The organism is Kitasatospora sp. NPDC028961, assembly GCF_055564815.1.
Map to the genome: position 1 here is coordinate 1 of NZ_JBVHVO010000023.1, position 25,318 is coordinate 25,318.

The window sequence follows — 25,318 nt, forward strand, 5'->3', positions numbered from 1 at the left end:
CCGAACCCTCCCCACACGACAACATCGGCTCCCAAGACCACAACCGGGTCTTGGGAGCCGACGTCACGCACGGGCCCGAATTAACCAACAGCATCTCATCGACGACGGGCCCCCTTCGTGCTGCCGGGGTGTCAGCGCGCAGCGAGGACGGCCAGGACGCGCTCCAGGGAGGTGCCGAGGCCCCAGCGGGCGGAGAGCTCCTCCAGCGTCATCGGGTCCAGCGGCTCGCGCGGGAGGGCCGGGTCGAAGGGCGGCAGCGGCGCGTCGGCGGCGACCCGGACCACGGTCGGGGCGACGTCCAGGTAGGCCGCGCCCTCGACGATGTTGCGCCGGCGGGCCGGGGTGAGCTTCGAGCGGATGTCGAGGGCGGCGGCCCGGATCGCCGGGAGGTCGCCGTACTCGTTGATCAGCTGGGCGGCCGTCTTCTCGCCGATCCCCTTGACGCCGGGCAGGCCGTCGCTGGGGTCGCCGCGCAGGGCGGCCATGTCGGCGTACCGGGCGCCGCGCACGCCGTACTTCTCCAGCAGCAGCGCGTCGTCGGTGACCTGGAGGTTCCCCATCCCCTTGACCGGGTAGAGCACGGTGATCCCGCGGGCGTCGTCGACCAGCTGGAAGAGGTCCCGGTCCCCGGTGACGATCTGCACCGGGCCCTCGGCCCGGGCGGTGAGGGTGCCGATCACGTCGTCCGCCTCGTAGCCGGGGGAGCCGACCCGGGCGATGCCGAGCGCGTCCAGCACCTGCTCGATCACCGGTACCTGCGGGGCGAGGGTGTCCGGCACCTCCTCCTCGCCGTCGACGGCCGCCTCGGCGACCCGGTGCGTCTTGTAGGAGGGCACGAGGTCGACCCGCCACTGGGGGCGCCAGTCGGCGTCCATGCAGGCGACCAGCTGGTCGGGCCGGTGGTCCTGGACCAGTCGGGCGATGAAGTCCAGCAGGCCCCGGACGGCGTTGACCGGTTCGCCCTGCGGGGAGCGCAGGGAGTCCGGCACGCCGTAGTAGGCCCGGAAGTACAGGCTGGCGGAGTCGAGCAGCATCAGTCGCGGTGCGGTCACGTCTCAGATCATGCCGTACCCGGCCGACAGCCCGCCGGTTCCGGCGCTCCCGGGGGCCGCTGTCCCGGCTTCGGGCGCCCCGGGCTCAGTGCTCGTGCGGTCCGGCGCGGTGGACCGGGCCGTGCGAGTCGGCGCAGTGCTCGGGGAGGTCGCCGGCCGGAGTGGTGATCTGCAGCAGCGCGCCCGCCTCGTCCTCGCCGACGTGGTCGACCTGGAGGGTGCTGTGGGTGATCCCGTACTCGCCCGCCAGCCGGCGCTGCAGCTCCCGGCGGACGGCGTGGCAGTCACCGCCCGGGGTGACCAGGATGTGCGCCGACAGGGCCGGCTGGCCGGAGGTGATCTCCCAGATGTGCAGGTCGTGGATCTCCTCCACCAGCGGCTGGGCGACCAGCCGGTCCGCCACCGCGTCCGGGTCGACGCCGGCCGGGGCGGCCTCCAGGAAGATCCGCCCGGAGGCGCGGACCAGGCCGATGCCGGCCTTCAGCATCAGCGCCACCACGATCAGTGAGGCGATCGCGTCCGCTCGGGCGAACCCGGTGGTCAGCATCACCGCGCCCGCGACGGCGGTGGCGATGAACGCGTAGAGGTCGGTGACCACGTGCTGGAAGGCGCCCTCGACGTTGAGCGAGCTGCGGTTGGCCTTGGACATGCACCAGGCGGCGGCCAGGTTGACCACGATCCCGATCAGCGCGGTGACCAGCACCAGCGAGCCGGTCACGTCCGGCGGATCGATCAGCCGGGTGACGGCCTCGTAGCCCAGCCAGGCCGAGAGGACCAGCAGGGTGACGCCGTTGGCCTGGGCGGAGAGGATCTCGGCGCGCTTGAGCCCGTAGGTGTAGCCGCCGCGGGCCGGGCGGGCGGACAGCCGCATCGCCACCAGGGCCAGCACGATCGAGGCGGCGTCGGTGAGCATGTGCGCCGCGTCGGAGATCAGCGCCAGCGACCCGGCGGCGAAGCCGACCACCACCTCGCCGGCCATGAACACCACGATCAGCGCGAGGGCGCTCACCAGCCAGCGGCGGTCGGCGTCGGCGGCCACGCCGTGCGAGTGCCCGCCGTGACCGTGCGCGCCGTGACCGTGCCCGCCGTGCCCGCTCCGCGCGGGCCCGTCGCCGTGCCGGTGGTCATGCGCATGATCATCGGGGGAGTGGTCGTGCCCGGCCATCGAAGTCCTCTCCTGGACGTGCGGGGGTGGAGGCAGGGAGGCGAACGCCCCGCAGTCGAAGTGAACCGCAGATCGAAGGAAGATCCAAAGACTGCACTGGAGACCGTTGTCATTGCCGCGGCGCGACCCCCGCCCGGTGCCGCCGCGCCACCGCTGAGCAGGGAAAACGGGAATTGGGCAGGTCGAACGGCTCGGCCCCGCCCGGGCCGCCGTGGCGGCCGAGCCCGGTGACGGCGGCCGTGACCGCGGGGCCCGCCGGACCGGCGGCCGTGACCGCCCGGCGGGCCGGGCGGGCCTAACCGAGTGCGCCGACCGGCTCCAGCGGGACCGTCCGGGCCGCCGTCGCCGCCCGGACCAGGGCCTGCATCACCCGCAGGTCGTCCCCCTGCTCGGGGTGCCACTGCACCCCGAGGGTGAACCCGGGCCCCTCCACCGCCTCCACGGTGCCGTCCGGCGCGTGCGCGCTCACCCGCAGCCCCGCGCCGAGCCGGTCCACCGCCTGGTGGTGGAAGGTCGGCACGGTCAGTTCGCTCTCCGGCAGCAGTCCGCCGAGGAGCGTCCCGGGCACCGGCCGCACCGTGTGCTCCCCGTACGTGCCGGGCGTCCCGGCGTGCACGTCGGGGTGCACCACGTCCGGGAGGTGCTGGACGAGCGAGCCGCCGCAGACCACGTTCAGCACCTGCATGCCCCGGCAGATGCCCAGCAGCGGCATGCCCGCCGCCAGGGCCGCCCGCAGCAGCGCCGACTCCCACTGGTCCCGCTCCGGCGAGTCCGCCTCGGTCAGCGGGTGCGGCGGCTGCCCGTAGTACGCCGGGTCGATGTCCGGTCCGCCCGTGATGACCAGGGCGTCCAGCCGGGCGAGCACCTCCGGCGCGCGCTCCGGGGAGTCCGGCGGCAGCAGGAGCGCGATCCCGCCCGAATCCCGCACGTACGCGGTGTACCGCTCGGGCACCAGTGCCACCGGGCGGTTCCGCCAGTCGCTCCAACTCACGTCCACCTGGTAGGTGCTGACGCCGATGAAAGGCCTGCGATCCATGGCGGGCATTCTCCTCCAGCCCCGCCTGATACCCCGTCAACCACGCGTATCGGCGCGCCACACCCGTCCGCCCTCTTCCGCGCTGTCCGTGGCAGGCCGTACGGTTCGCTGTGACCGTGTGATCTCGCTGAGTGAGCGAAGGGGAGGGTCCCGTCATGCCCGACAACACCGCCGCGGACGCGCGGCCGCGCGCGCCGCTCACCCTCGGCGAGCTGCGCACGCTGGTCGACGCCGGCGAGATCCACACCGTCGCGCTCGCCTTCACCGACATGCAGGGCCGGCTCCAGGGCAAGCGCTTCGCCGCCCGGTTCTTCCTCGACGAGGTCGCCGAGCACGGCGCCGAGGCCTGCGACTACCTGCTAGCCGTCGACGTCGACCTCAACACCGTCGACGGCTACGCCCAGTCCTCCTGGGAGACGGGCTACGGCGACTTCGCCATGCGCCCCGATCTCGGCACGCTCCGGCTCACCCCCTGGCAGCCCGGCACCGCCCAGGTCACCGCCGACCTCGCCCGGCACGGCGGCCACCCCGTCGACACCGCGCCCCGGCAGGTGCTGCGGCGCCAGATCGAGCGCCTCGCCGAGTACGGCCTGGCCGCCGACATCGGCACCGAGCTGGAGTTCCTGGTCTTCCGCGACACCTACGAACAGGCCTGGCTCGGCGGCTACCGCGGCCTCACCCCGGCCAACCAGTACAACGTCGACTACTCGCTGCTCGGCACCGCCCGGGTCGAGCCGCTGCTCGCCCGGATCCGCAACGAGATGGCCGGCGCCGGCCTCGTCGTCGAGTCGGCCAAGGGCGAGTGCAACCTCGGCCAGCACGAGATCGCCTTCCGCTACGCCGACGCCCTCACCACCTGCGACCAGCACAGCGTCTACAAGACCGGTGCCAAGGAGATCGCCGCCCAGCAGGGCTGCGCACTCACCTTCATGGCCAAGTACGACGAGCGCGAGGGCAACAGCTGCCACATCCACCTCTCGCTGCGGGACCTCCGCGTCCCGGGCGGCGCCCCGGCCTTCGCCGACCGCGACGGCCGGATGACCGACACCATGCGGCACTTCCTGGCCGGCCAGCTCGTCGCCCTGCGCGAGTTCAGCGTGCTCTACGCGCCCAACATCAACTCCTACAAGCGCTACCGGCCCGGCTCCTTCGCCCCGACCGCCGTCGCCTGGGGCCGCGACAACCGGACGTGCGCCTACCGGGTGGTCGGCCGCGGTCCGAGCCTGCGGATGGAGAACCGCGTCCCCGGCGGCGACGTCAACCCGTACCTCGCGGTGGCGGGCATGATCGCCGCCGGTCTGCACGGCCTCCAGCAGAAGCTCGAACTGCCCACGCCCTGCCTGGGCAACGCCTACGCCGCCGACGAGTACACCCGGGTGCCCGGCTCGCTGCGCGAGGCCGCCGACCGCTGGTCGCAGAGCGAGCTCGCCCGCGCCGCCTTCGGCAGCGACGTCGTGGAGCACTACCTGCACATGGCCCGGGTCGAGCAGTCCGCGTACGACAGCGCCGTCACCGACTGGGAGCGCTACCGCTCCTTCGAGCGGATGTGAGCCGGGTGGGGAGTCCGGCCGTCAGCACCGTCCTCAACCCGGCCACCGGGGAGGTGCTCGGCACCGTCCCGGACACCACCCCGGCGCGGCTGGACGCCGCCGTCCAGCGCGCCCTCAAGGCCCAGCAGGGCTGGGCCGCGCTCGCCCCCGGCGAACGCGCCCGGCTGCTGCGCCGCTTCGCCGACCAGGTCGAGGTGCACATCCCCGAGCTGGCCGCCCTGGAGGTGAGCGAGGCCGGGCACACCGTGGGCAACGCCCGCTGGGAGGCCGGCAACGTCCGCGACCTGCTGGAGTACGCCGCCGGCGGGGTGGAGCGGCTGACCGGCCGCCAGATCCCGGTGGCCGGCGGCCTGGACGTCACCTTCCACGAGCCGATCGGCGTGGTCGGGGTGATCGCCCCGTGGAACTTCCCGATGCCGATCGCCGCCTGGGGCTTCGCCCCGGCCCTGGCCGCGGGCAATGCCGTCCTCCTCAAACCCGCCGAGGCCACCCCGCTCACCGCGCTGCGGCTGGCCGAACTCGCCCTCGCCGCCGGGCTCCCGGAGGGCCTGTTCCAGGTCGTCCCCGGGGCCGGCGCCACCACCGGCCGGGCACTGGTCGACCACCCCGCCGTCCGCAAGATCGTCTTCACCGGCTCGACCCTGGTCGGCAAGGAGGTCGCCGCCCGGTGCGCCGCCCAGGCCAAGCGGGTCACCCTCGAACTCGGCGGCAAGAGCCCCAGCATCGTCTTCGCGGACGCCGACCTCGCCCGCGCCGCCGACCCGATGTCCTTCCTCGACAACAGCGGCCAGGACTGCTGCGCGCGCAGCCGCATCCTGGTCCAGCGCGAGGCCCTCGACGACTTCCTCGCCCTGCTGCTGCCCGCCGTCGAGGCCGTCCGCACCGGGGACCCGGCCGACCCGGCCACCGAGCTCGGCCCGCTGATCTCCGCCGCCCAGGTCCGCCGGGTCGCCTCCTACGTCACCCCCGAGCTGCCGGTGCTGGCCCGCGGCGCGGTCCCCGACGGCCCCGGCTTCTGGTACCCGCCGACCGTGCTCGCGCCCACCGACCCGACCGTGCCCGCGGCGACGGAGGAGATCTTCGGCCCGGTCGCGGTGGTGCTCCCCTTCGACGGCGAGGCGGACGCCCTGTGGCTGGCCAACGGGACCCGCTACGGACTCTCCGGGTCCATCTGGACGCGGGACGTCGGCCGCGCGCTGCGCCTGGCCCGGGGCGTCGCGGCGGGCAGCCTCTCGGTCAACTCGCACTCCTCGGTGCGGTACTGGACGCCCTTCGGCGGGTTCGGCGAGTCCGGCATCGGCCGGGAGCTCGGGCCGGACGCGCTGGTCCCCTTCACCGAGACCAAGAACGTGTTCATCCAGAGCGAGGAGTAGGAGCCAGCCATGAGCGAGAAGCCTGCCGCGGCCGGGAAGGACGGCCCGGTCTGCCGGCGCCTGGTCGGCCGTACCGCCGTGATCACCGGCGCGGGCAGCGGCATCGGCCTGGCCGCCGCCCGCCGGCTCGCCTCCGAGGGGGCGAAGGTCGTGTGCGCCGATGTCGACGAGGCGACCGGCAAGGCGGCCGCCCAGGAGGTCGGCGGCCTCTTCGTGCACACCGACGTGACCGACCCGTACATGGTCGAGGCGCTCTTCGACCAGGCCTACGAGACGTTCGGCAGCGTGGACATCGCCTTCAACAACGCGGGCATCTCGCCGCCCGAGGACGGCTCCATCCTGACCACGGAGCCGGCCGCCTGGCACCGGGTCCAGGAGGTCAACCTGACCTCGGTCTACCTCTGCTGCAAGGCGGCGCTGCCGTACATGCGGCGGCACGGGCGCGGTTCGATCATCAACACCGCCAGCTTCGTGGCCCGGATGGGCGCGGCCACCTCGCAGATCTCCTACACCGCCTCCAAGGGCGGGGTGCTGGCGATGTCCCGCGAGCTGGGCGTGCAGTTCGCCCGCGAGGGCATCCGGGTCAACGCGCTCTCGCCGGGGCCGGTGGACACCCCGCTGCTGCGCGAGCTGTTCGCCGCGGACCCGGAGCGGGCGGCCCGCCGGCTGGTGCACATTCCGCTCGGCCGCTTCGCCCGGCCCGAGGAGATCGCGGCCGCGGTCGCCTTCCTCGCCAGCGACGATTCGTCCTTCATCACGGCGAGCGAGTTCCTGGTCGACGGAGGCATCGCCGGTGCCTATGTGACCCCGGTCTAGAGTCGATCCGGGGCCGGCCGGGGGCTGATCCGGGGCCGATCGGGGGCTTCGTTCGGCCTTCTCACCGTAATCTCATGGAGAATGCCGGAAATCGGCGGTCGCGCTGATATCGCGTTTATCCGGCTGCCTTTAGATTCTCTGACGTGAGCGAGCAGATTCCCGCCGGGTGGTACCCGGACCCGAAGGACACCACCAGCGATCCGCGACCGCAGCGCTGGTGGGACGGTAAGGGCTGGACGGCCGACACCCGGCCCGCACCCTCGGACGCCCCGCCGGAGCCGGTGGCTCCCGCGGCCCCGGGGTCGGACGAGACCGCCGAGACCCGGGTGCTGGAGGGGGAGGTGCTGGGGAGCGGGCCGACGGTCCGCTACCCGGAGCCGCCCCCCTTCGGCGCCGCCTACGGCGCCATCGCACCCCCGGCGCCCAAGACCAGGCGCAGGCCGTCCAAGCTGGTGATCGCGGCCACCGTCGCGGCCCTGCTGGGCCTCGGCGCCGGCTCCGGGATCACCTACCTGGCGATGGACGGCCACGGCGAGCCGCGTGCCACGCACCGCACCCCGCGGCAGGCCCCGCCGATCGGCGAGGAAGGCCCGTGGGGCGGTCTGCCCGACCTGGGCGGCCCCGGTAACGACGGTGGCCAGGGCGGCAACGGCGGCAACGGCGGCAGCGGTCAGGGCAACGGCAACGGCGGCAAGGGCAACGGCCAGGGCCGGGGCAACGGCGGCAGCGGCCAGGGCAACGGTGGCCAGGGCAACGGTGGCCAGGGCAACGGTGGCCAGGGCAATGGTGGCCAGGGCAACGGCGGGAACGACGGCACCTCCCAGGGCAGTGACACCGCCGCCGACCTGGTGAACCGGATCACCCTGCCCGTCCCCTCCGGCTGGCAGGGCGGTACCACCCCGGACGGCTTCGCCGCGCTGAGCGTCGGCGCCTACACCTGTGACGGGGGCGGCAGCTGCTCGCTGGGCGGTGCCAACACGGGTGTGGTCGCCGGCGGCACCGACGTCCAGGCGGCGGCCAAGGCCGACATCGAGAAGGCCGCCAAGGACTCGTACAACGACCTCAACTCGCACCAGGAGCTGAAGTCCGAGGCGGTCAAGGTCGACGGCCGGGACGGCTACCTGGTCCGCTGGAAGGTCGACGCGGCGAAGGGCAACGACGGCTACGTGCAGACCGTCGTCTTCCCGTCCGCCGACGGCAAGTCGCTGATCTCCGTCCACCTCGGCTTCGACATCGCCGACAAGGCGCCCGACGTCGCCGTGATGGACACCATCGTCAAGGGCATCGCCGACTACACCGGCAAGCTGCCCGCCTTCCCGGGCGGCGGCGCCGGCCCCGGCGGGGGCACCGGTACCGCCACCACCTGATCGCACCGCTCCGCTCACGTACGGCGGCCCACCCGGACACGTCCGGGTGGGCCGCCGCCGTGTTCACACGCCGAGCTGGGGATCGCCTGGGCCGGACCGCACGGGGGGCGGTGCGCGGTCCGGCCCAGGCCTCCGGCGGTCAGGAGTCGCGTCGAACAGCCTCGAAGCGACGGCGCCGGAGCACCATGCCGGCCCAGCCGACGCTGATCGCGGCGGCGCCGGCCAGCAGCAGCGGACCGGTGGGCGAGCCGCCGACGGCCGCGCTGGCGGTCGGCACCACCGCGCCCGCCGGCTCGTTCGCGTTGCCGCCGTGCCCGTTGTGGGAAACGGTGGACTTGGACTGGCCGGCGGCGATCTGCGCCTCGCTCGGCGCGGCCGGGGCCTGCGCGGCGAGCGCCGACACGGGCTGGTCGACGGCGGCCGCCGCCTTGCCGAAGTCGACGTCGGAGCAGCTGTAGAACGCCTCCGGGCTGTCGCTGCGCTGCCAGACCATGTACAGCAGCTGGCGGCCGGTGCGCTGCGGCAGCGTCCCCGTGTAGGTGTAGTAGCCGTCGGTGGCGGTGCGCGTGACCTGCACCTGGGCGACCGGGGCCGACTCCAGGTCGGACCACTTCAGCGGCTTGGTCGGGTCGTAGCCGGCCTTGGTGATGTAGACGGTCTGGGTGCCGACGTGCGCCGCGGTGACGCGGAACTTGAAGGCGAACGAACCGGCGCTGACCGGGGTGGCCGGCCAGTCGGTGCGCGGCATGTCGAGTGCCTTGTACTTGTCGCGGTTGGCCGAGCAGAGCTTGCCGTCCGGGATCAGCGCCTGGTGGTTGCCGTTCGCGTTGGCGATGTTGACCTCGTTCCAGTCGTACAGCGGCTGGGTGCCGCTCATCGCCACGAGGTCCTTGCAGACCTGGGACTTGGGAGTCTCCGGGCCTTCGGCGTAGCAGGCCGCGATGCGGCTGACCGGGTTGGTCATGGCGCCGTGGGCGCTGGCGGTGCCGGCGGCGGTCGTCGAAACGGCGAGGACCGCGGCGCCTATGACACCGAGGGACAGAGCACTTCTCTTGATGGACATGGGGTGGGGACTCCTTGACCGTGTTCCGGGCCGAGAGTGTGGGGGAGTGGGCACGTCTGCCCGGGGCCCGCCGGCCCGGCGCGCGGGGCCCGGGCAGAGCGTATGATTGGACTAGACCAACTGGCAATAGCCCGTTGTGGCGTACTTTTTGACGGACTGTAGCCGTACGCGCAGCGCAGAGGCCCGAGGGGCGCCGGAGTTCGGGCGCCCCTCGGGCCTTCTTAAGGTGGGGGAAAGGCCGGGAAAAGGTCAGCGGCCGCCGGAAGGCCGGCCCGGGCCCTGCCCGTACTGGTGGAAGTGCGCGCCCCCGTGCACGTTCTTGGCCTGGATCACCATGCCGTGCACCGTTCCGCCGGTGATGGTGTTCTCCAGGGACTCGCCGCCCGGTGCGGGCAGCCGCGGCTCGAACTCCGCCAGGATGGCGCGGAGTTCGTCGGCCACCTCGGGGTTCTCCAGGAGTGCCTGGCGGAGCCGGCCGCGCCAGGTGCCGGTCAGGTCGTCGACGGCCCCGGTGTCACCGGTCTCCCGGGCGCGGGCGATGACCGTCCGCGAGCGCTCCAGGGCCGCGGCCTCCGCCTCGTCGGTCTCGCCCCGCCCGAACAGCGCCGCGAAGCGCGAACGGGCCTGGGTCCAGACCTCGGTGGCCATCAGCCCGACCAGGGTGGTGGCACCCGAGGTCACCAGCCCCTGCACGATCTCGGCCTCCATGGCGCCCCCTGACGTCGCGTCCGGTCCTGTCCCGAACCACGGTAGGGCAACGAGGGCGCCGCGGCGGCCCGTTCGGCCGTGGTGGCGTACCCGGCGGTCAGAGGAAGGTCCGCTGCTCGCCCCGGTAGGTCGGGACGGTGCGCACCACCCGGTCGCCCTCGATCAGGTGCAGCTCGGCGAAGCGCTCGCACAGCTCGCCCGCCTTGGCGTGCCGGAACCAGACCCGGTCCCCGATCAGCAGGTCGTCGGCGGCCGAGCCGAGCAGCGGGGTCTGCACCTCGCCGGCCCCCTCCATCGGGTCGTAGCGCAGCCCCGGCGGCAGGTGGGGCACCGGCGAGCGGTCCGGCCCGGCCGCGCCGGAGGCCGGGTAGCCGCCGCCGAGCACCGTCACCACCCCGAGGCCGGGCCGGCGCACCACCGGCTGGCCGAACAGCGCGGCCGGCCGGCCCCGGAACGAGCGGTAGTTGTCGAACAGCCGCGGCAGGTACAGCCCCGAGCCCGCCGCCACCTCGGTGACCGCCCGCTCCGCCACGGTCGACTCGACGCTGCCGGTGCCGCCGCCGTTGACGAACTCCAGCTCGGTCACCCGGCGCAGCCGCCGGACCGTCGCCGCGCGCCGCTCGGCCAGCTCGGCCCGGGCCTTCGCCTGCATCAGCCGGATCATCCGGGAGCGCACCGGCCGCCCGGGCACGCTGTCGCCCACCCCGGCGATGTGTCCCTCGTAGGCCATCAGCCCGACCACCCGGAACCCGCGGCGGCGCTGCACCAGCTCGGCGAAGGCTCCGAGGTCCTCGGGCGTGCGCATCGGCGAGCGCCGGGCGCCGACCCGCACCCGCCCGCCGAACAACTGCAGCGCGGTGTCCAGCTCCAGGCAGACCCGGACCTCGGCGGGGCCGGTCCGGGCCGCGTCGATCAGGTCGAGCTGGGCCGGGTCGTCGACCAGCACGGTGACGGCGGCGGCCAGCTCCGGATCGCCGGTCAGTTCGGCGAAGCCGGAGCGGTCCGCCGAGGGGTAGGCCAGGAGGACGTCGCGGACGCCCGTGCGGGCCAGCCAGAGCGACTCGCCGAGGGTGAAGCTCATCACCCCGGCGAAGCCGTCCATGGCCAGCACCCGCTCCAGCAGGGCGCGGCAGCGCACCGACTTGCTGGCCACCCGGACCGGCTTGCCGGCCGCCCGGCGGACCAGGTCGGCCGCGTTGGCGTCGAAGGCCGCGAGGTCGACGACGGCCACCGGGCCGTCGAGATGGGCGGTGGCCCGGTCGTACCGGGCTCGGTCGGCGGCCGGCGAGGGCACGGCGGCGGTACGGGCAGCAGCTTCGAGCGTGGCCATGGGCGCAGAGTGCCACACCCCGCTACCGGTGGGTAGGCCTACGGCGGACGATCCACCCCGACGGCGCGGCTCCGCCTCGCCCCGGCGGCGGGTGTGAGGTGGCATAGGGTCGGCCGGGTGGACCGCAAGAACATTCCGAACCCAGGATTCGCCGCCGACGACGGCACCGCCGACCCGGCGCTCGCCGAGGCGCTCGCGCGCTGGTCGCAGGAGCCCGGGGCCGAGCCGGAGGTGCTCGCGGCGCTGACGCCGACCCGGCTGATGGTCCCGATCGTCGCCGTCCTCGGCGAGGTGGAGCTGGACGAGCACGGGCACAAGCACGAGAAGACCAGTGACATGGCCGTCCCGGTGATCGAGGCCGCGGACGGCCGGCGGGCGCTGCCGGCCTTCACCTCGATGGAGGCGCTGACCCGCTGGCGCGCCGACGCCCGCCCGGCACCGGTCGCCGCCCCGCAGGCCGCGATGGTCGCCTACTCCGAGCGCGCGGACACCCTGCTGATCGACCCGGCCGGCCCGGTGCCGTACCGGCTGTCCGGCGCCCGGTTGCGCGCGCTGGCGGAGAACCGGCCGTACCTGCCGCCGGTGCGCGACCCCGAGGTGCGCGAGGCCGTCCGTGCGCTGCTGGCGGCCGAGCCGCAGGTGGTGAGCGGTCTGCTGGCGCCCTACCAGGAGGGGGACGGCCTGCTCGCGGTGGTGCTGGACCGGGCGCTGGACCAGGAGGCCGTCCAGGCGGCCGCCCGGCGGATCGGGCAGGCGGTCGCGGCCGACCCGGTGCTGCGGGTCCGGCTCGACCAGGGCCTGAACCTGGCCGTGCTGCCGGCCGACTCCGCGCTGCCCGGCGAGCCGCTGTACCGCCGCTAGCGGGGCCCGGCCCGCGCGGCGCCCGGACGCGAGGGTGCCCCCTCGCCCGGTGGACGAGAGGGCACGCGGTGTCCCGGTGGGGCTCAGGCGTAGACCGGCCCGGTGAACTTCTCGCCCGGCCCGGTGCCCGGCGCGTCCGGCACGATGGACGCCTCGCGGAAGGCCAGCTGGAGCGACTTCAGGCCGTCCCGCAGCGGGGCGGCGTGGAAGTTGCTGATCTCGGGGGCACCGGCGGTGACCAGCCCGGCGAGCGCGGTGATCAGCTTGCGCGCCTCGTCGAGGTCCTTGTCGGCCTCGCCGCCCTCGGCCAGGCCGCACTTCACGGCGGCGGCGCTCATCAGGTGTACCGCGACGGTCGTGATCACCTCGACGGCGGGGACCTCGGCGATGTCCCGGGTGAGGTCGTCGAAACCGATCGCCTCGTCGTCCGCGGCGGGGTTCTGGGTGGGCTCGCTGCTCAAGGGGGGCTCGTTCCGTCGTGCCGGTGTCCGTACCCAAGGAGCGTACAAGGGGGCCGGCCGGGGGCCGGGCCGCGGGGAGCGAGGGGCGGAATACCGGGCGCGGCCGAAACGCTGTATGCTTCGAGACTGACCGGCCAGGAGCTCCTGAGGAGCGCCCGGCCAGCAAGAGGAGGCTCCACCCAGGAGGCCCGAGAGGGCAACCGCGAAAGTCTCCCACCCGATCGGCCTCACGGTCGACGGGTCCCGGTCCGCGACGGGCGCCCAGGCGCCGAGTCGCCCGCCGCACCCCTCACCGGGTGCAGCCCCCGGTTGTGTGGAGCCCCGCTTGTACCGAGCGGGGCTTTTTTCGTGTCGCGGTGCATGCAGTGCCCATCAGCAAGGTAGGCAGCGCAGCACGAATGAAGCCCCGCCCAGTGGTCGAGTCCACTACGTGCGACCGCCGTCCGACGGCCGCATCGCAGAAGGTGCAACCTAGGAGGCCCCATCAGCACCGAGCCCCGCATCAACGACCGGATTCGCGTCCCCGAGGTGCGACTCGTCGGTCCCAGCGGCGAGCAGGTCGGCATCGTGCCGCTTGCCAAGGCGCTGGAGCTCGCGCAGGAGTACGACCTCGACCTCGTCGAGGTCGCGGCGACCGCCCGGCCGCCGGTGTGCAAGCTCATGGACTACGGCAAGTTCAAGTACGAGTCGGCCATGAAGGCCCGTGAGGCGCGCAAGAACCAGGCGCACACGGTCATCAAGGAGATGAAGCTCCGGCCGAAGATCGACCCGCACGACTATGACACCAAGAAGGGTCACGTCGTTCGGTTCCTCAAGCAGGGCGACAAGGTCAAGATCACGATCATGTTCCGCGGTCGCGAGCAGTCGCGCCCCGAGCTGGGCTTCCGACTGCTGCAGCGGCTGGCCAACGACGTCCAGGACCTGGGCTTCGTCGAGTCCTCGGCCAAGCAGGACGGCCGAAACATGATCATGGTTCTCGGCCCGCACAAGAAGAAGACCGAGGCGATGGCCGAGGCCCGCGCGATCGCGGACGCCCGCAAGGCCGAGCGTCAGGGCCGCACCCCCGGCTCCGACGCCGCCGAGGCCGACGAGGACGCAGCGCTTGAGGCCGAGAACGCCGCGGCCGAGGCGGAGGCCGACGAGGCCGACGCCGAGGACGACGACGCCGAGGTCGAGCAGCCGGCCGAGGCCTCCCAGGACGCCTGAGCCTTCACCGGCCAGGGCGGTTCGGGAGACCGGCCACCAAGGTGAACGGGCGTCCGCCCGGTCATCGCAGATCCATCCTTCACGCCCGCGCGGCGCACACCGCGCGGGCGTGGACGGACCGACGAGGAGATACGGCGAAATGCCGAAGCAGAAGACGCACAGTGGCGCCAGCAAGCGCTTCAAGATCAGTGGCTCTGGCAAGGTGCTGCGCGAGCGCGCCGGCCGCCGCCACCTCCTGGAGCACAAGCCCTCCACGCTGACCCGCAAGCTGGCCGGCACCGTCGTGGTGGCCCCCGCCGACGCCAAGAAGATCAAGAAGCTTCTCGGCAAGTGATCGCCCTCCCGCCCGGCGCGAGCCGTGAGCGGGACAGCTGATCCTTCCCGACCCATTCGAATGACGGACCGCGTGAAGTAGTCCGTGGTCCAACCCAAGGAGTAATCAAGTGGCACGCGTCAAGCGGGCAGTCAACGCCCACAAGAAGCGCCGGGTCATCCTGGAGCGCGCCAGCGGCTACCGGGGCCAGCGCTCGCGCCTGTACCGCAAGGCCAAGGAGCAGGTCACCCACTCGCTGGTCTACAACTTCAACGACCGCAAGAAGCGCAAGGGCGACTTCCGTCAGCTGTGGATCCAGCGCATCAACGCTGCGGCCCGTGCCAACGGCATCACCTACAACCGCTTCGTGCAGGGCCTGAAGGCCGCCAGCGTCGAGATCGACCGCAAGATGCTGGCCGACCTCGCGGTCAACGACCCGGGCGCGTTCGCCTCGCTCGTCGAGGTCGCGCAGAAGGCGCTGCCGGCCGACGTCAACGCCCCGAGGGCCGCCGCCGACGCCGCCTGATCCTCCTGGATCGGCCTGATCCCCCCGGGATCGGTTCGTCGCACCGACCGGACCCGCAGGCTCTCCCTGCGGGTCCGGTTTTGCGTTTCCCCGCCACAGTCCCTGCACGCCACCGGCGCCCCGCCTCAGAGACGAGACCATGTCGAGCACCGACACCCCCCTGCTGACCTCCCTGCGCTCGCCCCGCGTCGTCGCCGCCCGCCGGCTCGCCAAGCGGAACCAGCGCACCAAGGAGCGCCGGTTCCTCGTCGAGGGCCCGCAGGCCGTCCGGGAGGCCGTCGCGTTCGGGACGCTGCCGGGCACGGCCGACCACGCCGTGGTCGAGGTCTACACGACCCCCGAGGCCGCCGAGCGGCACGCCGGCATCGTCGCCGCCGCCCGCGCCGAGGGGCTGCCGGTGCTCACCGCCACCGACGAGGTCATCGCGGACATCTGCGACACCGTGACCCCGCAGGGCATCGTGGCGCTCTGCCGGTTCATCGACACCCCGTTCGCCGAGGTGCTGGCGGCCCGCCCCAAGCTGGTCGCGGTGCTCGCCCACGTGCGCGACCCCGGCAACGCCGGCACCGTGCTGCGGACCGCCGACGCGGCCGGCGCGGACGCGGTGGTGCTGACCGACGCCTCGGTGGACCTGTACAACCCGAAGGCCGTGCGCGCCTCCGTCGGCAGCCTGTTCCACCTGCCGGTCGCCGTCGGCGTGCCGGTGGAGGAGGCGGTCGGGCGGCTGCGCGAGGCCGGCGTGCGGGTGCTGGCCGCCGACGGCGCGGGGGAGCGCGACCTCGACCAGGAGCTGGACGAGGGCACGCTGGGCGCGCCCGGCGCATGGGTGTTCGGCAACGAGGCCTGGGGGCTCCCGGAGGAGACCCGCGCCCTCACCGACGAGGTGGTGCGCGTACCGATCCACGGACACGCCGAGAGCCTCAACCTCGCGACGGCCGCCGCCGTCTGCCTCTACGCCTCCGCCCGGGCGCAGCGCTCGCCCGGCGGCTGCCGGGCGCGGGCGTAGGCCGTACCCGGACGCTCCCGTAAGTCGTCATCGCGACGCCGCGGGCCCTACTGCGGGGGCCCGCGAGACGCTAGGGTCTGCCTCGGTGGGGGGAAAGACACGGTGGGTAATCGGGGAGGACACCCATGGTCGGCAGCGGGCCAGAGCTCGACCCGGACGACCTGCCGGACGGCCTGGTGGTCGCCGACGCCCTGGGCCGGGTGGTCTGCTTCAACCGCACCGCCGCCCGGCTGACCGGCATCCTCCAGGAGGCCGCGCTCGGCAGCCCGCTGGAGCACGCCCTCCCGCTGGAGGACCTGGACGGCCGCCGCTGGTGGCAGCTGACCGACCCGTACGGCGGCCTGGCGACCCGGACCAGCCAGCCCGAGCGCAATCTGCTGCTCCCCGGCGGCCGCGAGGTGCTGGTGTCCGCCCGCTACGTCCGGGCCCGCCCGCAGGCGCCGCTGGAGCGGCTGGTGATCGCGCTGCGCGGCACCGAGGCCCGCCGGCGGACCGAGCGCAGCCACGCCGAGCTGATCGCCACCGTCGCGCACGAGCTGCGCTCGCCGCTCACCAGCGTCAAGGGCTTCACCGCGACCCTGCTGGCGAAGTGGGAGCGGTTCACCGACGGGCAGAAGCGGCTGATGCTGGAGACCGTCGACGCCGACGCCGATCGGGTCACCCGGCTGATCGCCGAGCTGCTGGACATCTCCCGGATCGACGCCGGACGGCTGGAACTGCGCAAGCAGGTGGTCGACCTGGCCGCCTCGGTGCGCCGGCACGTGGACCGCAAGGTCGCCACCGGCATCCCCGAGGACCGCTTCGACATCCGGATCAGCGAGCCGCTCACCGTGCTCTGGGCCGACCCGGACAAGGTGGACCAGGTGCTGGCCAACCTGCTGGAAAATGCGGTGCGCCACGGTGAGGGAACTGTCACGATCGAGGTGGCACCGGCCAAGGAGGTCGTCGAGGCACCCGTCTGGGAGCGCTCCGGCACCCCGCCCCGAACTGTGGAAGGCACCGCGGTCACCGTGAGCGATGAAGGCACCGGCATCCCCGAGGACTCGATGCCGCGCGTGTTCACCCGCTTCTGGCGCGGTTCCAAGCGCGGCGGCACGGGCCTGGGCCTCTACATCGTCAAGGGCATCGTGGAGGCCCACGGCGGCTCGATCCGCGTCGACCGCGCGCCCGGCGGCGGCGCCCGGTTCCGATTTATCCTGCCCGCCGGCGTGCCCGACTTCATGCTCTGACGGAGCCTGGAGGCAGCCGCGGCGGGCTCCGGGGGCGGCGCCCCCACCCCCGGAGCCCGGTGCGGATCGGGAGGCCGGACGGGCTTGACGGCAGCCGCACCATGCGCTGCGACTACACTCGACCTTTGGCGTTGTGGGACGCCCTGCGCGGCCGTGCCGCGGACACCCCTTCCGAGCACCTGCGGCGGGGGCTGCCCGTGCCCCGGCCACGCCGGGCGTCACGCGAAGGCACGAGCCCTTACCTGAGCACGGACGAGCAGGAGCACGGGAAGATAGAGATGTCGGCACCCAACAAGTCGTACGACCCGGTCGAGGTCGAGGCCCTCAAGCCCGAGGTGGTGGAGCAGGCGCGGGACGAGGCCGTCCGGGCCTTCGCCGCCGCCACCAGCCTCGACGAGCTGAAGCAGGCCAAGGTCGCCCACACCGGCGACCGCTCCGCGCTCTCCCTCGCCAACCGCGAGATCGGCGCTCTGCCCCCGCACGCCAAGGCCGCCGCCGGCAAGCTGATCGGCCAGGCCCGCGGCGCCGTCAACCAGGCCCTCGCCCGGCGCCAGGCCGAGCTGGAGGCGGAGCGCGACGCCCGCGTCCTGGTCGAGGAGGCGGTGGACGTCACGCTGCCCTACGACCGGACCCCGCGCGGCGCCCGCCACCCGCTGACCACGCTGGCCGAGCGCATCGAGGACACCTTCGTCGCGATGGGCTACCAGGTCGCCGAGGGCCCCGAGGTCGAGGCCGAGTGGCTGAACTTCGACGCCCTCAACCTGGGACCGGACCACCCGGCCCGTTCGATGCAGGACACCTTCTTCGTCCAGGCCCCGGACGGCTCCGCCGACTCCGGCGTGGTGCTGCGGACCCAGACCTCCCCGGTCCAGGCCCGCACCATGCTCGACCGCGAGCCCCCCATCTACGTGGTCTGCCCCGGCCGGGTCTACCGGACCGACGAGCTGGACGCCACCCACACCCCGGTCTTCCGCCAGGTCGAGGGTCTGGCCGTGGACGAGGGCATCACCTTCGCCGACCTCAAGGGCACCATCGAGCTGCTGGTGTCCAAGCTGATCGGGGACGGCCTGGAGCTGCGCTGGCGGCCCTCGTACTTCCCGTTCACCGAGCCGAGCGCCGAGATCGACCTGCAGTGCTTCGTCTGCCGCGGCGAGAGCGTCGGCAACCCGGACCGGCCCTGCCGCACCTGCTCCTCCGAGGGCTGGATCGAGCTCGGCGGCTGCGGCGTGGTCAACCCGCGGGTGCTGGTCGCCTGCGGCATCGACCCGAGCCGCTACAGCGGGTTCGCCTTCGGCCTGGGCCTGGAGCGAATCCTGATGAACCGTCACAACGTCGCCGACATGCGCGACATGGTCGAGGGTGACGTGCGCTTCACCCTCCCGTTCGGGATGGAGATCTGATGCGCGTCCCGCTTTCCTGGCTGCGCGAGTACGTCGACCTGCCGGCCGGCGAGACCGGCCGCGACGTGGCGGAGCGACTGGTCCGGGCCGGGCTGGAGGTCGAGACGGTCGAGCAGATCGGCGGCGACCTCAAGGGCCCGCTGGTGGTCGGCCAGGTCCTCTCCATCGAGGAGCTCTCCGGCTTCAAGAAGCCGATCCGGCACTGCTTCGTCAACGTCGGCGACGCCAACGGCACCGGCGAGCCGCAGGAGATCGTCTGCGGCGCGACCAACTTCGCCGTCGGCGACAAGGTCGTCGTCGTCCTGCCGGGCGCCGTGCTGCCCGGCCCGTTCCCGATCGCGGCCCGCCAGACCTACGGCCACACCTCGGCCGGCATGATCTGCTCGGCCCGCGAGCTGGGCATGGGCGACGACCACGACGGCATCATCGTCCTCCCGCCGGAGTACGAGCCCGGCACCGACGCCGTCGAGCTGCTCCAGCTCGTCGACGAGGTGCTGGACATCGCCGTCACCCCGGACCGCGGCTACTGCCTCTCGATGCGCGGGGTGGCCCGCGAGGCAGCCGCCGCGTACGGGCTGCCGCTGGCCGACCCGGCCTTGCTCGACGTGCCGCCGGCGAACTCCTACGGCTACCTGGTCAAGGTCGCCGACCCGGCCGGCTGCGACCGCTTCGTGGCCCGCACGGTGATCGGCCTCGACCCGACCGCCAAGTCGCCGATCTGGCTCCAGCGCCGCCTGCAGAAGGCCGGCATCCGGCCGATCTCGCTGGCCGTGGACATCACCAACTACGTGATGCTGGAGGTCGGCCAGCCGCTGCACGCCTACGACAAGCAGCGCGTGGACGGCCCCATCGTGGTCCGCCGGGCGGAGCAGGGCGAGACCCTGACCACGCTCGACGGCGTCGCGCGCAAGCTCTCCGCCGAGGACCTGCTGATCTGCGACAACAGCGGCCCGATCGGCCTGGCCGGTGTCATGGGCGGTGCCTCCACCGAGATCCTCGACCCGGCCGCCGGTCCGGGCACCACCGAGGTGATCATCGAGGCGGCGCACTTCGACCCGGTCGTGATCGCCCGCGGTGCCAAGCGGCACAAGCTGCCCTCCGAGGCGTCGAAGCGCTTCGAGCGCGGCGTCGACCCGGAGGCCGCCCGCGCCGCCGCGCAGCGCGCCGTCGACCTGCTGGTCCTGATCGCCGGCGGCACCGCCGAGGCCGGGGTCACCGACATCGCGGCCCCGCACCCGGTGCGCACCATCACCATCGCCGCGGACCTGCCCGACCGCGTCGCCGGCACCGCCTACGGCCGGGAGACCGTCACCCGGCGGCTGCAGGAGATCGGCTGCTCCGTCGCGGGCGCCGACGTCCTGGAGGTCACCCCGCCGACCTGGCGCCCCGACCTCACCGACCCGTACGACCTCGCGGAGGAGGTCATCCGCCTGGAGGGGTACGACAACGTCCCCGCCCGGATGCCCACCGTGCCGCCGGGCAAGGGCCTGACCGAGGCCCAGCGCACCCACCGCCGGGCCGGTGTCGCGCTGGCCGGCGCCGGCTACGTCGAGGTCAACAACTACCCGTTCGTCGGCGAGGCCGCCTTCGACGGGCTCGGCCTGGAGAAGGACGACCGGCGCCGCCGCACGGTGAAGCTGGTCAACCCGCTCAACGACGAGGAGCCGGCGCTGCGCACCACGCTGCTGCCGGGCCTGCTCGGGGCGCTGCGCCGCAACGTCGGCCGCGGCAACACCGATCTGGCGATCTTCGAGACGGGTACCGTCTTCCTGCCCAAGGACGAGCAGTCCGTCGCGCCGCGCCCGGCCGTCGACCGCCGTCCGAGCGACGAGGAGCTCGCCGCCCTCGACGCCGCCCTGCCGGACCAGCCGCGCCGGATCGCCGCCGCCCTCGCGGGCGAGCGGGTGCCGTCCGGCTGGTGGGGCAAGGGCGCCCCGGCCTCCTGGGCCGACGCGATCGAGGCCGCCCGTGCGGTGGCCCGTGCGGCCGGCGTCGAACTGGCCGTCCGCCAGGGCCGGCTGGCCCCGTGGCACCCGGGCCGCTGCGCCGAGCTGGTGGTCGCCGGGACCGACCGGGTGGTCGGCCACGCCGGTGAGCTGCACCCGCGCGTCGTCAAGGCGCTCGGTCTGCCCGAGCGCACCAGCGCGATGGAGGTCGACCTCGACCTGCTGACCGCCGACGGCGCCGTCCGGGTCTCCGGCCCGGCCGTCTCCGCGTTCCCGGTCGCGACCCAGGACGTGGCGCTGATCGTCGACGGCGCCGTCCCGGCCGCCGAGGTCGAGGCCGCGCTGCGGGCCGGCGCCGGCGAACTGCTGGAGGCCATCCGGCTGTTCGACGTCTTCACCGGCGAGCAGGTCGGCGAGGGCAAGAAGTCGCTGGCCTACGCGCTGCGCTTCCGCGCGGCCGACCGCACGCTGACCGCCGACGAGGCCAGCGCGGCCCGCGAGGCGGCCGTGGCCGAGGCCGTCGCCCGGACCGGCGCGGTGCTCCGCGGCGCCTGACGCGCATCCCGGGTGGAGGGCCCCGTCGCCGGTTTCCAGCGGCGGGGCCCTTCGTCGTCCCGGTGGCGGCGGTCCGGCCGGTGCGGCTGACCTGGCTCTTTGAGGAGTTTCCGTCAAAACCCTTGCGGAGCAGGGATCGTGGGCGCTATTTATTGGTTAGGAAAGTTTCCTAACTCCCGGTCGACGGCATCCCCCCGCCGTCCCCCCACGGAACACGGAGCGTCAGATGCACCGTCCCCAGCACCGCACCGTCCGGATAGCCCTCGCCGCCCTGCTGATGGCCGCGCCCGCCACGGTCGCGGCCGCCGGCGCAGCCCACGCGGCGCCGACCGCGGCCGTCGTCCAGGCCAAGGCCGTCGGCCTGGACGACCCGCACAAGAAGGACATCGCGATGCAGCTGGTGTCCAGCGCCGAGAACTCCTCTCTGGACTGGAAGTCGCAGTACAAGTACATCGAGGACATCGGTGACGGCCGCGGCTACACCGCCGGCATCATCGGCTTCTGCTCGGGCACCGGCGACATGCTCGACCTGGTCGAGCACTACACCGACCTCAAGCCGGGCAACGTCCTCGCCAAGTACCTGCCGGCGCTGCGCAAGGTGAACGGCACCGAGTCGCACGCGGGCCTGGGCAGCGCCTTCGAGAAGGACTGGGCCACCGCGGCCAAGGACGGCGTCTTCCAGCAGGCGCAGAACGACGAGCGCGACCGCGTCTACTTCAACCCCGCCGTCAGCCAGGCCAAGTCCGACGGCCTGCGCGCGCTCGGCCAGTTCGCCTACTACGACGCCATCGTCATGCACGGCCCGGGCACCAGCTCGACCAGCTTCGGCGGGATCCGCAAGACCGCCATGAAGAAGGCCAAGACGCCGGCCCAGGGCGGCGACGAGGCCACCTACCTCAAGGCCTTCCTGGACGCCCGCCGGGCCGCCATGAAGACCGAGGAGGCGCACTCCGACACCAGCCGCGTCGACACCGAGCAGCTGGTCTTCCTCAACGCCAAGAACTTCGACCTCAACCCCCCGCTCAAGTGGAAGGTCTACGGCGACAGCTACAGCATCAACAGCTGACCCGTGCCGACCGCGGAGGCCGTTCGCCCGGCCTCCGCGGTCGCCCCGTTTATCGGGTGACACCCTGCCACGATCGCTGATACGTTCGACGACGTGGCAAAGCTGAACCAGATCATCGCCGTCGAAAAGGGCGTCAAGTCCAAGTCCTTCCAGGAGCTGACGCAGTCCCACCAGGACTTGCAGAAGCCCGCGCTGCTGGCCGGCATCTCCCGGACGTACCAGCCCAAGGACGAGGAGGGCGAGCAGCTCCCCCCGGAGTCCACCCGCGTCCAGGTGAAGGCCGAGGACGTCCTGCGGACCACGTCCGCGACGCTGTCCCGGCTGTTCGACGTCACCGCGACGAAGGACTGGGCCAACACCGAGGCCCGCGCCGACGTCGTGGTCGACGGCCGGACGCTGGTGGCCCAGGTACCGGTCACCTACCTGCTCTTCCTGGAGAAGCAGCTCACCGACCTGCGCACCTTCGTGCGGAAGCTGCCGGTGCTGGACGCCGCCGAGGCCTGGAACCACGACGCCTCGACGGACTCCTGGAAGACCGAGGCGGTGCGCACGATCCGCACCAAGAAGGTGCCGCGCAACCACGTGAAGGCCGAGGCCACGGAGAAGCACCCGGCGCAGGTCGAGGTGTACTACGAGGACATCGCGGTCGGCTACTGGACGACGGTCAAGTTCTCCGGGGCCCTTCCGGCCCGGCGGGTGAACGAGCTCCTGGAGCGGGTCGAGAAGCTCCAGCAGGCCGTCCAGTTCGCCCGCGAGGAGGCCAACGGCTCGGAGGTCACCGACCGCCGGGTCGGTGAGGCGGTGTTCGGCTACCTGTTCGGGTAGCCCCCAGATCGCCCCCGTATGAGAGCGGGGGTGGCGCGAAGAGCGCAAGCTGATACTGAGGTTGAAGCTGATATCAGGGGAGAATGTGGAGGTTCGAGTCCTCCCTCCGGCATTTCGCGCCGGAGTGGCCCAACATGGCAGAGGCGCCCCTGTAAGACTCAGACTCTCGCTCCAGGCTCAGCATTCGCCGCCGAGCGCCGGATCGACCGGGTGTGTGCTGTAAGCGTCGGATGCGGGTTCGACTCCCGTCTGCGCCTCTATCGTGGCGCGGTAGCTTCAATGGCAAAGCGCGATGCTGTGAGAATGACCCACACCCTTAAACGTGCCGGTGCAAGCAATTGGGTGGCACCTCAGGGGCCCGGGTAGCTGGATACCGCTCCCGGGCCCCGTCACCGTTCCCGGGTTCAGGCGCTCGCGGTGTAGTCGTAGAAACCGCGGCCGGACTTGCGGCCCAGCAGGCCCGCGTCGACCATCCGGGAGAGCAGCGGGGGAGCGGCGAACAGCGGCTCCTTGTATTCGTCATACATCGACTCGGCGATCGACACGATGGTGTCCAGACCGATCAGGTCGCAGAGCCGCAGCGGGCCCATCGGGTGGGCGCAGCCGGCCTCCATGCCCTTGTCGATGTCGGAGGCGGTCGCCACGCCCGACTCGAACATCCGCACCGCCGACAGCAGGTACGGCACCAGGAGCGCGTTCACCACGAAGCCGGCCCGGTCGCGGGCGCGGATCGGCTCCTTGCCCAGCACCTCGGAGGCGAAGGTCTCGACCCGCTCGGTGGTGGCCGCCGAGGTGGTCAGCGTCGGGATCACCTCGACCAGCTTCTGCACCGGCGCCGGGTTGAAGAAGTGCAGGCCGATCACCTGCTCCGGGCGCGAGGTGGCGGCGGCCAGCTTCACGATCGGGATCGACGAGGTGTTGGAGGCCAGGATGGCGTCCCGGCGCTCGACCACCTGGTCCAGCGTCTGGAAGATCTGGACCTTGATGTCCTCGCGCTCGGCGACCGCCTCGACCACCAGGTCGCGGTCGGCGAAGTCGGCCAGGTCGGTGGTGAAGGACAGCCGGGACATCGCCCCGTCGCGGTCCTCGGGGCTCAGCTTGCCCCGCTTGACCGCCGTCTCCAGGGAGTTGGTCAGCCGGGTGCGACCGAACTCCAGGGCCTCCCCGCTCGCCTCCGACACCAGGACGTCCAGCCCCGCCCGGGCGAACACCTCCGCGATGCCCGACCCCATCAGACCGCAGCCGATCACTCCGACGCGCGCGATGTCACTCACTCAGTTGCCCTTCGGTGGTGCCGGGGGTCTCCCAGCGACAGGTGTCCCAGCAAGCTGCTGTTCAGCGGGCGGGCGCACCGATAGGTGTGCACCGGTGCACCGCCCCGACGACGTTACTACTCCGTACCCGTCGGTAGGTCATCCCCTCCCAGGCTGAACCGGGTCCGCGGGCGCTGCTCCGAAGGGGTGGGCCCGGGTCGCGGGACCCGTGCGCCCGGGTGCCGGCGCACCCGCCGCCCGGAGGGTTCAGGCGCAGAGCCGGCTGGCGGTGACCGGCGCGAGCCCCGCCCTGGTGAGTCCGTCCAGGATGCCCGGCAGCGCGTCCACCGTGCACTGGTGGCCCATGTGCAGGGCGACCACCGAGCCGCCCTTCACCGAGGCGAGCACCCGGCGCTGTAGTTCCGCGGCGCTCGGATCGCTGTAGTCGCGCGGGTCGACGTCGAAGGAGAGCACGTGCTCGTACCCGACCGCCCGGGCCTGCTCGCGCACCATCGGCGTGGCGTACTGGGCGGCGGACGGCCGGAACCAGCGGCCGATCGAGCCGGTGAGCCGTTGCAGCCGCTCCGCGCACTGGGCGATCTCGGCGCGCGCCTGGTCGGGGCCCATCGCGGAGATGTTCTGGTGGTTCTGGGTGTGGTTGCCCAGCTCGTGGCCGCCGTCCAGGATCCGGCGGGCCATCTGCGGCTGCTGGTCCAGCCAGCTGCCGACGGCCATCACGGTGAGCGCGGCGCCGCGCTGTTCGGCGATCTCCAGCAGGGCGGTGGCGATCCTCGGGTCGCCGCTGCCGTGGAAGGTCAGGGCGACGTTGCGGCCGGTCCGCGGTCCGTACGCGACCTCGACGGGGGTGCCCGGGGCGAGCGGCGTGAGGGTGGGCGGGACCGGCGGCGCGACGGTGGTGGCGGCCGCGGTGGGGGAGGCCGCCCCCTGCGGTCCGGCCGGGGCGGTGGGGTCCGGGGCGGGGGAGGCGGCGCCCTCGCCGGCCGCCCAGGCGGGGTCGACCGCCGCCGGGTCGCCGCCGGCCGGGTCCACGGTGCCGGGGTGGACGGCGAGCGCCCCCGGGTCGGCCCGGCGGGGGGAGGTTCCGGCGCAGGCCGCGAGCAGGCCGCCGACGGCGGTCAGGGCGGCGAACCTGGCGGTGGCGCGCAGGACGGTGCGGCGGTCGGCGGTCATCCGGTCGGCAGTCATCGGCA

The 25,318-nt window shown here is 73.2% G+C and carries 23 protein-coding genes; 14 read left to right on the forward strand and 9 right to left on the reverse strand.

Annotated elements, in window-relative coordinates:
- Positions 1-131: 131 nt before the first annotated feature.
- The 3 genes from ACZ4UX_RS28470 to ACZ4UX_RS28480 form a co-directional block, all read right to left on the reverse strand.
- Positions 132-1,034, reverse strand: a complete 903-nt coding sequence (locus ACZ4UX_RS28470) for a 5'-3' exonuclease (RefSeq protein ID WP_329492052.1) — start codon at positions 1,032-1,034, stop codon at positions 132-134.
- A 103-nt stretch (positions 1,035-1,137) separates the two neighbouring features.
- Positions 1,138-2,217, reverse strand: coding sequence for a cation diffusion facilitator family transporter (locus ACZ4UX_RS28475; RefSeq protein WP_465708782.1), 1,080 nt, complete (start codon positions 2,215-2,217; stop codon positions 1,138-1,140).
- A gap of 295 nt (positions 2,218-2,512) precedes the next feature.
- Complete coding sequence (locus tag ACZ4UX_RS28480) at positions 2,513-3,253, reverse strand: gamma-glutamyl-gamma-aminobutyrate hydrolase family protein (protein ID WP_329486888.1); 741 nt, start codon at positions 3,251-3,253, stop codon at positions 2,513-2,515.
- A gap of 155 nt (positions 3,254-3,408) precedes the next feature.
- Here ACZ4UX_RS28480 and ACZ4UX_RS28485 point away from each other — a divergent pair, with 155 nt between their 5' ends.
- The 4 genes from ACZ4UX_RS28485 to ACZ4UX_RS28500 all read left to right on the forward strand — a co-directional run bounded on the left by ACZ4UX_RS28485 (position 3,409) and on the right by ACZ4UX_RS28500 (position 8,359).
- Positions 3,409-4,803: a glutamine synthetase family protein gene (locus ACZ4UX_RS28485; RefSeq protein ID WP_465708783.1), complete on the forward strand. Its 1,395-nt coding sequence runs from the start codon at positions 3,409-3,411 to the stop codon at positions 4,801-4,803.
- A gap of 5 nt (positions 4,804-4,808) precedes the next feature.
- Positions 4,809-6,176 (forward strand): aldehyde dehydrogenase family protein, encoded by a 1,368-nt coding sequence (locus ACZ4UX_RS28490; protein ID WP_465708784.1) that lies wholly within the window; start codon positions 4,809-4,811, stop codon positions 6,174-6,176.
- A gap of 9 nt (positions 6,177-6,185) precedes the next feature.
- Positions 6,186-6,992, forward strand: coding sequence for a 3-oxoacyl-ACP reductase (locus ACZ4UX_RS28495; RefSeq protein ID WP_465708785.1), 807 nt, complete (start codon positions 6,186-6,188; stop codon positions 6,990-6,992).
- 143 nt (positions 6,993-7,135) lie between these two features.
- A complete protein-coding gene (locus tag ACZ4UX_RS28500; RefSeq protein ID WP_465708786.1) occupies positions 7,136-8,359 on the forward strand; it encodes a DUF2510 domain-containing protein in 1,224 nt (407 codons plus the stop codon).
- A gap of 139 nt (positions 8,360-8,498) precedes the next feature.
- Here ACZ4UX_RS28500 and ACZ4UX_RS28505 read toward each other — a convergent pair whose 3' ends face one another.
- The 3 genes from ACZ4UX_RS28505 to ACZ4UX_RS28515 all read right to left on the reverse strand — a co-directional run bounded on the left by ACZ4UX_RS28505 (position 8,499) and on the right by ACZ4UX_RS28515 (position 11,460).
- Complete coding sequence (locus tag ACZ4UX_RS28505) at positions 8,499-9,422, reverse strand: lytic polysaccharide monooxygenase auxiliary activity family 9 protein (RefSeq protein WP_465708787.1); 924 nt, start codon at positions 9,420-9,422, stop codon at positions 8,499-8,501.
- A 249-nt stretch (positions 9,423-9,671) separates the two neighbouring features.
- Complete coding sequence (locus ACZ4UX_RS28510; RefSeq protein WP_465708788.1) at positions 9,672-10,130, reverse strand: hypothetical protein; 459 nt, start codon at positions 10,128-10,130, stop codon at positions 9,672-9,674.
- A gap of 97 nt (positions 10,131-10,227) precedes the next feature.
- On the reverse strand, positions 10,228-11,460 hold the full coding sequence (locus ACZ4UX_RS28515) for an amino acid deaminase/aldolase (protein WP_465708789.1): 1,233 nt from the start codon (positions 11,458-11,460) through the stop codon (positions 10,228-10,230).
- Between the two features lie 117 nt (positions 11,461-11,577).
- On the opposite strand from ACZ4UX_RS28515, the gene ACZ4UX_RS28520 reads away from it, so the two are divergent.
- Positions 11,578-12,321, forward strand: coding sequence for an SseB family protein (locus ACZ4UX_RS28520; RefSeq protein WP_465708790.1), 744 nt, complete (start codon positions 11,578-11,580; stop codon positions 12,319-12,321).
- Between the two features lie 83 nt (positions 12,322-12,404).
- Here ACZ4UX_RS28520 and ACZ4UX_RS28525 read toward each other — a convergent pair whose 3' ends face one another.
- Complete coding sequence (locus ACZ4UX_RS28525; RefSeq protein WP_329486878.1) at positions 12,405-12,782, reverse strand: DUF1844 domain-containing protein; 378 nt, start codon at positions 12,780-12,782, stop codon at positions 12,405-12,407.
- A gap of 483 nt (positions 12,783-13,265) precedes the next feature.
- Here ACZ4UX_RS28525 and infC point away from each other — a divergent pair, with 483 nt between their 5' ends.
- The 9 genes from infC to ACZ4UX_RS28570 all read left to right on the forward strand — a co-directional run bounded on the left by infC (position 13,266) and on the right by ACZ4UX_RS28570 (position 22,854).
- Positions 13,266-13,988, forward strand: a complete 723-nt coding sequence (gene infC, locus ACZ4UX_RS28530; protein WP_465708822.1) for a translation initiation factor IF-3 — start codon at positions 13,266-13,268, stop codon at positions 13,986-13,988.
- Positions 13,989-14,127: 139 nt separating this feature from the next.
- Complete coding sequence (gene rpmI / locus ACZ4UX_RS28535; protein ID WP_329486877.1) at positions 14,128-14,322, forward strand: 50S ribosomal protein L35; 195 nt, start codon at positions 14,128-14,130, stop codon at positions 14,320-14,322.
- 109 nt (positions 14,323-14,431) lie between these two features.
- Complete coding sequence (gene rplT / locus ACZ4UX_RS28540; protein WP_329486876.1) at positions 14,432-14,827, forward strand: 50S ribosomal protein L20; 396 nt, start codon at positions 14,432-14,434, stop codon at positions 14,825-14,827.
- 139 nt (positions 14,828-14,966) lie between these two features.
- Positions 14,967-15,833, forward strand: coding sequence for a TrmH family RNA methyltransferase (locus ACZ4UX_RS28545; RefSeq protein WP_329486875.1), 867 nt, complete (start codon positions 14,967-14,969; stop codon positions 15,831-15,833).
- Positions 15,834-15,958: 125 nt separating this feature from the next.
- Positions 15,959-17,062, forward strand: coding sequence for a sensor histidine kinase (locus ACZ4UX_RS28550; protein ID WP_465708791.1), 1,104 nt, complete (start codon positions 15,959-15,961; stop codon positions 17,060-17,062).
- 278 nt (positions 17,063-17,340) lie between these two features.
- The gene (gene pheS, locus ACZ4UX_RS28555; protein WP_329486873.1) at positions 17,341-18,462 is read left to right on the forward strand and encodes a phenylalanine--tRNA ligase subunit alpha; all 1,122 of its coding nucleotides are present in this window, start codon (positions 17,341-17,343) and stop codon (positions 18,460-18,462) included.
- The gene (pheT, locus tag ACZ4UX_RS28560) at positions 18,462-20,963 is read left to right on the forward strand and encodes a phenylalanine--tRNA ligase subunit beta (RefSeq protein WP_329486872.1); all 2,502 of its coding nucleotides are present in this window, start codon (positions 18,462-18,464) and stop codon (positions 20,961-20,963) included. Before pheS ends, pheT begins: the two co-directional genes overlap by 1 nt.
- A gap of 226 nt (positions 20,964-21,189) precedes the next feature.
- The gene (locus ACZ4UX_RS28565; protein WP_380387938.1) at positions 21,190-22,029 is read left to right on the forward strand and encodes a chitosanase; all 840 of its coding nucleotides are present in this window, start codon (positions 21,190-21,192) and stop codon (positions 22,027-22,029) included.
- A gap of 93 nt (positions 22,030-22,122) precedes the next feature.
- The gene (locus ACZ4UX_RS28570) at positions 22,123-22,854 is read left to right on the forward strand and encodes a DUF7873 family protein (RefSeq protein ID WP_329486871.1); all 732 of its coding nucleotides are present in this window, start codon (positions 22,123-22,125) and stop codon (positions 22,852-22,854) included.
- Positions 22,855-23,258: 404 nt separating this feature from the next.
- On the opposite strand, the gene ACZ4UX_RS28575 is transcribed toward ACZ4UX_RS28570, so the two are convergent.
- Both ACZ4UX_RS28575 and ACZ4UX_RS28580 read right to left on the reverse strand, forming a co-directional pair.
- Positions 23,259-24,128: a 3-hydroxybutyryl-CoA dehydrogenase gene (locus ACZ4UX_RS28575; RefSeq protein ID WP_465708792.1), complete on the reverse strand. Its 870-nt coding sequence runs from the start codon at positions 24,126-24,128 to the stop codon at positions 23,259-23,261.
- Between the two features lie 246 nt (positions 24,129-24,374).
- Positions 24,375-25,313 (reverse strand): polysaccharide deacetylase family protein, encoded by a 939-nt coding sequence (locus tag ACZ4UX_RS28580; protein ID WP_352290988.1) that lies wholly within the window; start codon positions 25,311-25,313, stop codon positions 24,375-24,377.
- Between the last annotated feature and the right edge of the window lie 5 nt (positions 25,314-25,318).